We start from the raw sequence: 12,104 nt of genomic DNA, 5'->3' as shown, positions 1-12,104 counted from the left end.
AAAAAAAATAGACAAGATGAAAAATATATTTTTAAAATTTTTATTTGCTTTCATGGCGGTAGTCATGTTGGCTGGCTGTAGCGAAGAATTTCTTGACGAACCTAAACCCACAGATGGGGTTTCAGAGTCAGTAGTTTTTACTTCAAGAACAGGTGTAGAAGCATTTATTTCAGGGATAATGCGTCGTTTTAGAGGGCAATTTACTAACGTTGACTCTGCTGGATTGAACTCCATTTTCTATGCTCGATCAATGAAGGGGAATGATGCGATGACTAAACCTTCGTGGTTTAATTTTGATTATCAAAATGACAATCGTGAGCCAACTTATAGAAGAGTTAATTTTACTTGGGATTACTCGTATTATATGATAAACCAAGCAAATACTTTAATAAACGGTGTTGAGGCTAGTTCATTATCTGCTAGTGATAAAAAAGAATTAATGGCATATGGCTATGCTTTGAGAGGATTCTTTTATCATCAATTAGTGATGGAGTTTGCTCCTACGTATTCTTTTGATTTGAATTACCCTGCACCACCAATTTACACTAGTTTGTCTCTTACAGGAAACGGAATGTCTACAGTAAAAGATGTTTATGCTTTGATTGTTGATGATATGACTAAAGCGGTTGATGGTCTAACAAGTTCACGATTAGGTAAATCTTACATTAATAGAAGCGTAGCTAATGGGATCCTAGCTCAAGTATATCAGGTTATGGGTAACTGGGCAGGTGCTGAAGCTGCAGCTAAAGCCGCTTATGGAGGTAATCCAACGGCAGTATTAAATGCATCAGCTTACAGTTTAGGATTTAATGATTATTCAAATGTAGAATGGATTTGGGGAAGTGCACAAAGTTCAGATCAAAGTAGTTACTACTGGGGTTGGCCGCATGCAGGAACAGATCATTTGACGGTGTCTTATTCGGCAACATATATTAACGTAGATTTCGTAAACTTATTTTCTGCAACAGATGTAAGAGCCGTTTTTCAAAAGAAGAGTAGCTCAATCACTGATTTATCTGATTATCGTTACTGGATAACTAATAAATTTCAGTTTACTTTTGATGCCGATCATTCTATCATACGTACACCTGAGATGATATTAATTGAGGCGGAGTCGAAATATAGATTGCAGGACGCAGTTGGAGCTCATAACTTGCTTTACACCTTGCAAAAGAATAGAGATATAAATGCTTTGAAATCAGTTAATACTGGTGCTGCTCTACTTGAGGAAATTTTAGTTGAAAGAAGAAAAGAATTATATTTAGAAAGTGGTGTAGAGTGGTTTGACGCTAAACGTCTAAGAAGAGGTATTACTAGGACGGGTAACCAAAGAGTTAAAGGCGAATCTAGTTTGACTGCTGATGACAAAAGGTTCTTTTTGAAAATTCCGCAAGCTGAAATAGACGCTAATGACTTGATTGATGAATCAGTTAATGCTGATAGGTAGAAAAATTTGGATTTTTTTAGTAAGCCGAGTTTGATTAATTTCAAACTCGGTTTTTTTTGTTCCTATTTTTGACTGGCGTTGACTTCTTCATTCAAATGAGTATATTAATTAGGTTTAATTTATCCGATACAATGCCATTAAATAAAGGGTTTTTTTATACATATTTATCATTTACCTTTGCCTTTATATAATATCCTAACTCCATCCTTTTACAATGAGAATTCTCTTTTTATTTTATTTTTTAGTATTGCCAACAATGTTGTTTTCCCAGTTAAAGCAAGGAGACGATTCAATGGAGCCTAAAGGTCGGATAGCATCGGATTCAAAAAAAAATCTCAATGGACAAAAAGTGGCCACTATGGACCAGTACCGTTTTATTTCTATAGAACGTGACACCACTTACCTAGACACTTCACTCACCATTCAAAGAGAGTATAGTTTTAACTATCTGCGAAAAGATATCTTCGGATTATTGCCTTTTTCAAATGAAGGGCAAACCTATAATACCTTACAATACAGTCTGACTGAGTTTTCCCCTTATCCGGAATTTGGTTTCAAGGCAAAACATTTTAATTTTTTGGAAGCAAATGATATAAAATATAGTTCGGTCGCCACACCAGTTACCGAATTGTACTTCAAGTCGGTAATGCAAAAGGGACAAACGCTTGATGCTTTTTTTACTTTAAACCTTAATCCAAGGCTTAATTTTTCGATCGCATACAAGGGCCTTCGCTCTGAAGGAAAGTATATAAACCAACTTTCCAGTACTGGTAATTTTAGATTTACAACAAGCTACAATACAAAAAGGGAGCGCTATTTTGCCAATGCTCATTTCACGAGTCAGGATATTTTAAATGAGGAAAATGGCGGAATTACCACAATCAGTGATTTTGAAGACGAAGATCCAAATTATGATAATAGACAACGACTCGAGGTATACTTTACTGATGCGAAATCATTTCTAAAAGGTAAGCGCGTGTTTCTTGATCATTTTCTAAGGGTAAACGATAAAAAAGGATCTAACAATTTATACGTCAGCCATCAATTTAACTACGAAAATAAATTTTTTGAATACAATCAAGCAACTGTGCCTTCAACATTAGGCTCTCAAAGAGTATATAGATTTGGAGATTCCTATGTAACGAGCGGCATTAATGACCAAACACATTATAATAAAATGTATAATAAACTAGGATTGACCTATGAAAATACTACTCTTGGAAAGTTCCAGTTTTTCGCAGATGATTTTAGAAGTAATTATTACTACAACCAAATATTGATTAGGGACGATAAAACTATTCCAGCTTCATTGACTAGAAATATAAATAGCGCTGGTGGTCAGTATGAATACCAAAAAAAGAATTGGAATGGGCAGTTCTTGTATTCAAGGTCAGTGACGAATCAATCCTTATCTAATTTAGAGGCAAAGATAAATTATGAGTTTAATGAGGAGTACCAATTCTCTTTTGGATACCAAAATTTGAATAAGTTGCCCAATGATAATTATAATTTGTATCAAAGTAGTTATGTGAATTACAACTGGTCTAATAATTTCAAGAATGAAAAAATAAACTCCATTACCGCTACTGCTATTACCCCGTGGGTAGAAGCAGCAGTACAGTTCATGACGTTGGATGATCATTTATATTTTGAGAATAGCGCAATAGACCTAAAGCAGCAAATTGTGACCCCGAATCAATATGGTAATACTATAAATTATATATCGGTTAAAGTAAGTAAGGAAATAAAATTCGGGAATTTTGCTCTGGATAATACCTTCTTGTATCAAAAAGTAAGTCAACAGGACGCAATTTTAAATGTCCCTGAACTTGTTACTAGGAATACTATTTATTACACTAATTACTTATTTAAAAAAGCATTATTTTTACAAACTGGGATAACCTTGAATTATTTTGCAAATTATTTCGCTAATGATTATAATCCGGTAATCGGGGAGTTCTTTATTCAGGATAAGAAAGAAATTGGGAATTATCCCAACCTTGACTTTTTTATCAATGCACGCATTCAAAGAACTAGAGTTTATTTGAAAGCAGAACACTTTAATTCTTCTCTTACAGGAAATAATTTCTACTCCGCTCCAAATAATCCGTACCGCGATTTCATGATTCGTTTTGGGATAATCTGGAATTTCTTCAATTAATCTTTGAACTTAAAGGGCTTGTTTACATGTCCGAACGATTATGGATATTATAATTTACTTACTCAAAGAAGCAAGTAAGGAATATTGTTAAAAATGAAATTCATGGAGCTCTTAATCAAAGAAAGTAGCGTCAATTAATCTTAAGGGAATCTATAAGAAGCATGAATGTTTCTAACAAAATACTATCTTTGCAAAAGTATTTATAACAAATTACAATCTTTAAATTACAATTAAATGCAATACGCAGAAAATATATTAGGTACAATAGGAGATACACCATTAGTGAAATTAAATAGAGTCATTGAAGGAGTGGATGCATTAGTACTTGCCAAAGTAGAAACTTTTAATCCCGGTAATTCCGTAAAAGACAGAATGGCGGTAAAAATGATTGCAGATGCTGAGGCTGATGGTAGACTAAAACCAGGGGGGACTATTGTTGAAGGAACATCTGGAAATACAGGAATGGGATTGGCTTTAGTTGCTATTATTAAGGGATATAAGTTGATATGCGTCATGTCAGATAAACAATCTAAAGAGAAAATGGATATCCTTCGTGCTGTTGGCGCAAAAGTAGTGGTTTGTCCTACAGATGTTGAGCCAACAGATCCTCGTTCCTATTATTCTGTATCAAAAAGGTTAGCCAGTGAAACACCAAATTCTTGGTATGTAAATCAATACGACAATCCATCGAATGCTATTGCGCACTACGAGCAAACGGGACCTGAAATTTGGGCTCAAACGGAAGGTAAAATTACTCACTTTATAGCTGGTGTAGGTACTGGAGGGACAATCTCGGGTGTTGGAAAATACCTAAAAGAAAAGAATCCGGATATCAAGATCTGGGGTATTGATACCTATGGTTCTGTATTTAAAAAGTACCATGAGACCGGAATTTTTGATGAAAATGAGATTTATTCTTATATAACAGAAGGTATCGGAGAGGATATTTTACCCTTGAATGTAGATTTTTCTTTGATTGATGGGTTCACTAAAGTAACAGATAAAGATGCTGCGGTGTACACGCGAAGAATTGCTCTCGAAGAAGGTATTTTTGTTGGGAACTCGGCAGGAGCTGCCACTAAGGGGCTATTGCAATTAAAGGATCATTTCAAGCCAGAAGATGTAGTTGTAGTTTTATTTCACGATTCGGGAAGCCGCTATGTAGGGAAGATGTTTAATGACGATTGGATGCGCGAACGTGGTTTTCTTGAAGAGGAAGTTAAAAAAGCAGAAGATGTTATAAAAGATCATATTTACAAGCCTTTAATTGTTGCTCGTACAGAAGAATTAGTGTCTCACGCGATTGAAAGAATGCGTAAATATAAAATTTCACAAATACCAGTAATGGATATGTCGGGATTTGTAGGTTCCTTAGATGAGTCTGACTTGTTTCAAAGTTATGTACATGATAAAAACTCAGCCGAAAGACCAATTAAGGAAATTATGGGAAGTCCTTATCCTATTGTGCAAATGGGAACGTCAATCGAAGAAGTTTCTAAATTGTTCAACAGGGACAATGCAGCGGTATTGATTGATTTAGGAGAAGGAAGGCACCATATTATTACAAAATACGATATTATAGGTTCGATTAAGTAGGTTTACTTTCGATAATTATAACATACAGACCACGATATTGACGAGTTAAAGTCGGTAAATTCGTGGTTTTTTCTACTAATAATGAGGTATCCAAATTTTATACAATAATTTTTAAACTGTAACTCTAACTTCTAACTTTAAAAATGACATTTACAGCAATAGATTTTGAAACGGCAACGGCATTCCATCCCTGTTCGGTGGGAATAGTTACAGTTGAGAATGGAGTAATAGTAGATGAGTTTGTCAGTCTGATTAAACCGCCAAACAATCTGTATTCTCCTTTTACAATTCAAGTCCATGGAATTTATCCAAGGGATACGGTGAATGCAAAATCATTTACGCAGGTCTTTCCTGAAATCCAAAGGCGACTACAGGATCGAATTGTAGTCGCTCACAATGAAAGTTTTGACAGGAACGTGTTGGCCAAATCAATGGCGCTGTACGGCTTAAGTTACGATGATTTGAATCTATCGCCTCGATGGGAATGCACCGTTAAAATATACAAAGCAAAAGGATTAAAACCGACAAAGCTTAGTGATTGTTGCAGGACAATGAAAATTGAAGTGAATCATCATGAAGCATTATCAGATGCTCGGGCTTGCGCCAAACTGTATTTAATGAGATAGTTTTCAAGATTCAATTTAAAGTAAAAGTTATTCGTTTTTTCGTTACTTTAGTCTCTTAATTACAAGGCTTTACGATGAAAGAAGATTTTCTCCATTACCTCTGGAAATTTAAGAAGTTCGATATCCTTAATTTGAAAACTTCAAATAATGAGGAAATCACCATTGCCAATGTGGGTCAGTATTTAGAGTTGGCAGGCCCTGATTTTTTCAATGCTCAAATTACAATCGGTAATCAAATGTGGGCCGGAAACGTGGAGATTCACCTAAAATCTTCGGACTGGTATGTACATCATCACGAAAGAGATGTGGCATACGAAAACGTAATTCTCCACGTAGTTTGGGAACACGATACTGAAATTTACAGAAAAAATAATACTGAAATTCCTGTTTTGGAACTCAAGAAATATGTCGACAGGGATATAACAGATAACTATAATTCATTGATGTCTCCAAAAGCGTGGATTTTCTGCGAAAAGCAGTTAGCCGATGTTTCCCCTTTTATTTTAAAAAACTGGCAGGAGCGGTTGTTTTTTGAACGATTGGAAAGGAAGTCCAAAGCTATTTATGAGCTGCTTCAACAAACTAATAATGATTGGGAGGCGGTTTTGTTCTGTCTGTTGGCAAAAAACTTCGGATTGAACACGAACGGGGAAATCTTTCTAAAAATAGCGACTTCCATTCCGTTTTCGATTATCAGAAAAGAAGGACCTGAGGCCGAAAATTTGGAAGCCTTACTGTTTGGTAATGCAGGATTATTAGACGTTGAAAAGGAAGATAATTATTTTAAAGATTTAAAATTCAGGTTTTACTATTTGTTGCACAAATACCAAATAGAAAAAAGTAGTGGTAATCTAGTTCAGTTTTTTAAACACCGCCCTGATAATTTTCCCACGATACGACTTTCACAATTGGCTAATTTGTATCATGGCAACCAAAATCTATTTTCACAAATAAGCGAAGTCACGTCGGTGAAGGCTATTTACGAGCTTTTTCAGGTTTCAGCGACTTCCTATTGGCAAGAACATTATCAATTTGATAAGGAAAGCCCAAAGAAGAAGAAAATGCTGTCGAAGTCGTTTATAGATTTGATTGTGGTAAATACCTTGATTCCAATTCAATTTGCATATGCTAAAAGCAGGGGAGGGGAGGTTGTAGAAGATTTGATCCAATTGCTAAATGAAGTTGCGCCAGAGAAAAATGCCATTATGGATAAATTCAAATCCTTTGGAGTGCATGCAGCGAGTGCTTTTGAAACGCAAGCAATGTTGCAACTTAAGAATGAGTACTGTTCTAAAGGGAGGTGTTTAGAGTGTGCTATCGGTATGGAACTACTGACGGCTACCTAATTCTTCCTATCTTTAGTTTCAACAAAAAATAATTATGTATTTTTGTGGTGTGGAATAAATAAATAATACAATGGCACAAAGTGTACCTAGAATAATAAAGCTTAAGTACTTCTTTGAAAAGTATGGCTTCCATGTGTCGTCTCGTCTGGCAGATAGTTTAGGAATGCGAGTGACAAGTGTGAGACTTTTTTTTATTTACATATCTTTTGTTACGGCAGGACTTTGGTTTGGAGTATATTTAACTCTAGCTTTCTGGATCAAGTTAAAAGATTTGATTCGTGCTAAAAGAACTTCAGTATTTGATTTGTAGTGTAGCGCCTAAGTATATATAAAGAAAAAGGGATTATAAAGTATTTTATAATCCCTTTTTTTAGGCTAGAAAAAATCTATTTATCTGGATTGTTTAATTTACTGCGTTTTTTACCATAAGCGAAATACAGCGCAACACCAATTGCCATCCAAATTGCTAATCTCTCCCAACTTTCAATAGGTAAGCCAGCCATTAAAATTAGACAGATAATAACACCTACAATAGGGAATACAGGAACAAAAGGCACTCTGAAACCTCTTTCTGCATCTGGATTAGATTTTCGCATAACAACTACACCAATGCAAACTAATGAAAATGCAAATAATGTACCTATACTAACCATGTGACCAAGGTCTGACACAGGAACAAAGCCCGCAAATATACTTACGAATACCATAAAAAGAAGATTTGTTTTGTATGGTGTTCTATTTTTAGCATGTAAATCACTGAAAAATTTCGGTAATAAACCATCTACACTCATACTATAAAAAACTCTGCTTTGCCCCATCAACATTACTAACATCACAGAAGTGTATCCTGCAATAATTGCAATTGTAAGCCCAGAATTTAAAAATGTGTAACCTGTTTTTGCAAATGCGGTAGTTACAGGGCTTGCATCACCTTTAAAATTAAGATAATTTTCTAAACCAGTTAAAACGTAAGCAAAAAGGACATATAAAATAGTACAAATTACTAATGAACCTAAAATACCAATTGGCATTCCTTTTTGTGGATTTTTCGCTTCTTGCGCAGCAGTAGAAACGGCATCAAAACCAATAAAAGCAAAAAATACTACTCCTGCACCTCGCAAAATACCACTCCAGCCATAATGACCAAAATAGTCGCTACTGAAGAAATTAAGAAAAGACATCTTTCCAGAACTTAAAAGTGCTTCACCTTCATTAACTGGTATGAAAGGAGTATGATTTGCGTTGTTAATAAAGCCCCAGCCTAAACCAATAAATACAATTACCACAGTTACTTTTAAAATAACTAAAATATTATTTAAGGAAGCAGATTCTTTTGTGCCTCTTATTAATAACAGAGAAAGTAAACAAATGATTAAAATTGAAGGTAAATTAATAATCCCTGGTTTTGCGTCCCAAGGACCATGCAGTATAGATTGTGGAATGTGTATTCCGTAATTTATAAGAAATTTATCTACATATTGAGACCAACTTACCGCTACAGTTGCAGCTCCTAAAGCATATTCTAATACTAAATCCCAACCGATTATCCAAGCAACAAATTCGCCCATTGTGGCATATGAGTACGTGTAAGCACTCCCTGCGACAGGAATCATTGATGCAAATTCAGCATAGCATAATCCTGCAAATGCACATCCAACGGCTGCTAATATAAATGATAATGTAACTGCTGGACCTGCATTTTCTGCTGCAGCAATACCAGTTAACGAGAACAACCCAGCTCCAATAATGGCACCAACGCCCAGAGCAACCAGAGATCTTGAAGATAAAGTTCTTTTTAGCCCTTTTTCATCTTCGGATGCTTCATTTAATAAAACCGAGAGTGGTTTTGTTTTCCAGATTGACATATATTTAGTAAGTTTAGTGTTAATTGTGCGCAAATATATTGTTTATTTTAGATTAAATAAATAATATTATTTAATTTGGTGTGAAAGTGATTTTAGAGCCCATTGTTCATTTTGTTTTTTTATGATAAATATGATAATGAAATAGTAATGCTTTTTTGCTTAAGTGCTGATTTTTCGATTGTTTTGTTATCTTTGAAGCATAACAAAAAACACAAATATGTCAGTAAAAGTTGATTCATGGGGTTCGCGAGTTGGACTTATACTAGCTATGGCGGGGAATGCCGTTGGTTTAGGTAACTTTCTTAGATTTCCAGTACAGGCCATAGAAAACGGAGGAGGGGCTTTTATCATTCCTTATTTAATTTGTTTTCTCGTTATGGGTATTCCATTATTGTTTATCGAATGGTCTTCAGGAAGATATGGAGGGAAATTTGGAAACCACAGCACTCCATACATTCTCGATTCAATGGTGAAAGGGCGGTTGCTTAAATACATTGGTGTCTTTGGTATTTTTACTAATATTGCTATTGCTTCTTATTATTGTTATATTGAGTCATGGACAATGTCTTATGTGTATCATACTTTAATAGGTACATTTAACGGGATGAGTCAAGCTAATGTTGCAGGATTCTTTGATTCTTATACTGACATATCAAAGTCTACTACCGGTTTGCCTTATGAAGCTGTTATTTTCTATGTGATCTGTTTAATATTGAATACATTCATTTTATCAAAAGGAATTAAAGGAATTGAAAAAGTTGCAAAAGTAGGGATGCCTTTATTAATTCTTTTTGGAGTTGTACTGGCAGTAAGAGGATTGACTCTTGGTACTTCTGGAGCTTCAGAAATTTTTCCTGATGCAAATGCCTGGGATGGTTTAAATTTCCTTTGGACACCGCAATATGATTCAATATTAGATTTGAAGGTTTGGATGGCAGCTGCTGGTCAAATCTTCTTTACTTTGTCTGTGGGTATGGGAACAATTCATTGTTATGCGGCTTATATTGATGAAAAAGATGATATAGCACTAAATGCGGTTTCGACTGGTTTTATGAATGAGTTTGTGGAAGTAGTCTTAGGAAGTTTAATTGTTATCCCTATTGCTGCAGGATATTTAGGTTTGGACTGGGTGATTGAAAATGCAGGTTTTGGAATGGCTTTTCAAACAATGCCGTATTTGTTTGAACAATGGGGTTCTACTTTAGCTGTTGTTGCGGGTGTTTGCTGGTTTGGATTATTATTTTTTGCAGGTATTACTTCCTCATTAGCTATGGGGACACCTTGGATGGGATTCATGAGAGATGAATTTGGTTGGTCTAAAAATAAAGGAGCTTGGTCTTTTGGAGCAATGATTTTAGTTTTAGGTTTACCAACAGTTATTTTTTTCAAGGAAGGAGTGTTTGATGAATATGATTATTGGGCGGGAACAGTAAGTTTAGTTGTTTTTGCGATGTTTGAAACGATATTGTTTTCGTGGATTTTTGGGATGAACAAAGGATGGCGTGAAATCACAAGTGGTGCTGATATCAAAGTGCCAAATATTTATAAATTTATCATTAAATTTGTAACACCAGTATTGCTGATAATCATTTTCTTAGGTTCTTTATTTAAACCTTTAGGGAATAATTGGTCTGGAAATATATCTAGCTTTTTTAGTGGTAACGGATGGCCATTAGATAATGGTTCGATAATTAAAATGCTTACACATGCTGGAATTAGAGATCAAATAGCATTAGCTACTGATCCAGCTATAATTGAACAATTACAAGATAAAATTTTGTATTTAAACTTTGCTAGATTGATGTTAGTTTGTTTATTTATGTTTATCAGTTCGTTGGTTTACTTTGCTTTTCTAAAAAGACGCAGAGAGGGTAGAGCTACAGTATAAAAATTTTAAAACACAATTCAAATGAATACAGGAGCATTAATAACAATGGTGTTGACCCAGGGAATCGTAACTTCTTTTGCAGTCTATTTTTTCTATAAAGTATTGACTATGCCGCCAAGACAGGAGCCAGACTCCTTTAGTGAAAATGATGAGGAAGAAGTTAGGCAAGATGCTGAAAATAAATAAATTTTTAGATATGAATAAGTTAAAATCCCTTTTTATGTTCACTAGTGATCAGCGAAAAGGGATTTTTGTTTTATTATTTTTTATAGTTGCGTTGCAATTCGTATATTTTTTTACAGACTTCAATATAACCCAAACAATCTCTCCCGATAAACAGGAATGGCTTGCAATGCAATCTAAAATAGATAGCATCAAGGCATCAAATCCAAAATACATTGTAAAAGTATATCCGTTCAATCCCAATTTTATTACCGATTATAAAGGGTACAAACTCGGTATGTCTGTTCGAGAAATCGATCGGCTGTTGGATTATAGAAAAGAAAACAAGTATGTAAACTCTCCAAAAGAGTTTCAAGCGGTTACACAAATTTCTGATTCTTTACTAAATGCGATAGCGCCTTATTTTAAATTTCCGGATTGGGTAAAAAACACGACACAAAATAAGGGCTATGTCAAATATGAAAATAAGGCTTTCGCCAAAAACGAAAAAACAGTTTTAATAGATATTAATGTGGCAACGCAAGAAGAGCTGATTAAAATATATGGAATAGGGGAAGTGATTTCACTGCGGATTTTAAAACTAAAAGAAAACCTTGGGGGGTTTGTGTCGATGGAGCAGATGAATGATGTCTGGGGTTTGTCTCCTGAAGTGATAGGAGCTCTTAATTCCCATTTCAAAGTGTACGCGTTACCGATGGTACATAAAATCGACATAAATAACGCCTCTTTAAAAGAGATTTCTCAGTTCTCCTATTTTAGATACGCTCTCGCAAAAGAAATTGTAACCTACAGGAGTATGAACGGCGATATTAAGAATGTTGAGGATTTAACAAAAATTAAGGGGTTTCCTGTTGAAAAAGCAAATATAATTGCCTTATATTTGGACTTTGATTAGAAGTTTACAATAAGAGGGTTCAATCTTTTTTAATTTACTGCAAAATTGTTGTTTTGTCGTATATTTCTTCTTTAAAATCTCAAGTCCAAAAAAACTT

10 protein-coding genes are annotated in these 12,104 nt (G+C 34.7%); 9 read left to right on the top strand and 1 reads right to left on the bottom strand.

The window, feature by feature from the left end:
- The first annotated feature begins 16 nt into the window (after positions 1–16).
- From CXF59_RS09465 to CXF59_RS15390, 6 genes are all read left to right on the top strand, one after another.
- Positions 17–1,447, top strand: a complete 1,431-nt coding sequence (locus tag CXF59_RS09465) for a RagB/SusD family nutrient uptake outer membrane protein (protein WP_101137564.1) — start codon at positions 17–19, stop codon at positions 1,445–1,447.
- A 214-nt stretch (positions 1,448–1,661) separates the two neighbouring features.
- On the top strand, positions 1,662–3,608 hold the full coding sequence (locus CXF59_RS09460; protein ID WP_101137563.1) for a putative porin: 1,947 nt from the start codon (positions 1,662–1,664) through the stop codon (positions 3,606–3,608).
- Between the two features lie 234 nt (positions 3,609–3,842).
- Positions 3,843–5,204, top strand: coding sequence for a pyridoxal-phosphate dependent enzyme (locus tag CXF59_RS09455; RefSeq protein WP_101137562.1), 1,362 nt, complete (start codon positions 3,843–3,845; stop codon positions 5,202–5,204).
- Between the two features lie 143 nt (positions 5,205–5,347).
- The gene (locus tag CXF59_RS09450) at positions 5,348–5,830 is read left to right on the top strand and encodes a 3'-5' exonuclease (protein WP_101137561.1); all 483 of its coding nucleotides are present in this window, start codon (positions 5,348–5,350) and stop codon (positions 5,828–5,830) included.
- A gap of 74 nt (positions 5,831–5,904) precedes the next feature.
- Positions 5,905–7,176 (top strand): DUF2851 family protein, encoded by a 1,272-nt coding sequence (locus tag CXF59_RS09445; RefSeq protein WP_101137560.1) that lies wholly within the window; start codon positions 5,905–5,907, stop codon positions 7,174–7,176.
- 70 nt (positions 7,177–7,246) lie between these two features.
- Positions 7,247–7,486, top strand: coding sequence for a PspC family transcriptional regulator (locus CXF59_RS15390; protein WP_101137559.1), 240 nt, complete (start codon positions 7,247–7,249; stop codon positions 7,484–7,486).
- A gap of 76 nt (positions 7,487–7,562) precedes the next feature.
- On the opposite strand, the gene CXF59_RS09435 is transcribed toward CXF59_RS15390, so the two are convergent.
- Positions 7,563–9,041 (bottom strand): amino acid permease, encoded by a 1,479-nt coding sequence (locus tag CXF59_RS09435; protein ID WP_101137558.1) that lies wholly within the window; start codon positions 9,039–9,041, stop codon positions 7,563–7,565.
- Between the two features lie 217 nt (positions 9,042–9,258).
- On the opposite strand from CXF59_RS09435, the gene CXF59_RS09430 reads away from it, so the two are divergent.
- The 3 genes from CXF59_RS09430 to CXF59_RS09425 are packed head-to-tail and all read left to right on the top strand — an operon-like array spanning position 9,259 to position 12,007.
- Positions 9,259–10,929, top strand: a complete 1,671-nt coding sequence (locus tag CXF59_RS09430) for a sodium-dependent transporter (protein ID WP_101137557.1) — start codon at positions 9,259–9,261, stop codon at positions 10,927–10,929.
- 21 nt (positions 10,930–10,950) lie between these two features.
- The gene (locus tag CXF59_RS15115; protein ID WP_198554670.1) at positions 10,951–11,115 is read left to right on the top strand and encodes a hypothetical protein; all 165 of its coding nucleotides are present in this window, start codon (positions 10,951–10,953) and stop codon (positions 11,113–11,115) included.
- Positions 11,116–11,125: 10 nt separating this feature from the next.
- Positions 11,126–12,007, top strand: a complete 882-nt coding sequence (locus CXF59_RS09425; RefSeq protein ID WP_232758807.1) for a helix-hairpin-helix domain-containing protein — start codon at positions 11,126–11,128, stop codon at positions 12,005–12,007.
- Positions 12,008–12,104 lie beyond the last annotated feature (97 nt).

The organism is Flavobacterium sp. ALD4, assembly GCF_002836475.1.
In the GTDB taxonomy this organism is placed as follows: domain Bacteria; phylum Bacteroidota; class Bacteroidia; order Flavobacteriales; family Flavobacteriaceae; genus Flavobacterium.
The sequence above is the reverse complement of the archived record's forward strand: the minus strand, read 5'-3'. Positions and strand labels throughout refer to the sequence as shown.

What these genes read in the sequence shown, in the direction of transcription:
- CXF59_RS09465 (WP_101137564.1), top strand. Translation starts at nt 17, where the DNA reads ATGAAAAATATATTTTTAAAATTTTTATTTGCTTTCATGGCGGTAGTC.
- CXF59_RS09460 (WP_101137563.1), top strand. Translation starts at nt 1,662, where the DNA reads ATGAGAATTCTCTTTTTATTTTATTTTTTAGTATTGCCAACAATGTTG.
- CXF59_RS09455 (WP_101137562.1), top strand. Translation starts at nt 3,843, where the DNA reads ATGCAATACGCAGAAAATATATTAGGTACAATAGGAGATACACCATTA.
- CXF59_RS09450 (WP_101137561.1), top strand. Translation starts at nt 5,348, where the DNA reads ATGACATTTACAGCAATAGATTTTGAAACGGCAACGGCATTCCATCCC.
- CXF59_RS09445 (WP_101137560.1), top strand. Translation starts at nt 5,905, where the DNA reads ATGAAAGAAGATTTTCTCCATTACCTCTGGAAATTTAAGAAGTTCGAT.
- CXF59_RS15390 (WP_101137559.1), top strand. Translation starts at nt 7,247, where the DNA reads ATGGCACAAAGTGTACCTAGAATAATAAAGCTTAAGTACTTCTTTGAA.
- CXF59_RS09435 (WP_101137558.1), bottom strand. Translation starts at nt 9,041, where the DNA reads ATGTCAATCTGGAAAACAAAACCACTCTCGGTTTTATTAAATGAAGCA.
- CXF59_RS09430 (WP_101137557.1), top strand. Translation starts at nt 9,259, where the DNA reads ATGTCAGTAAAAGTTGATTCATGGGGTTCGCGAGTTGGACTTATACTA.
- CXF59_RS15115 (WP_198554670.1), top strand. Translation starts at nt 10,951, where the DNA reads ATGAATACAGGAGCATTAATAACAATGGTGTTGACCCAGGGAATCGTA.
- CXF59_RS09425 (WP_232758807.1), top strand. Translation starts at nt 11,126, where the DNA reads ATGAATAAGTTAAAATCCCTTTTTATGTTCACTAGTGATCAGCGAAAA.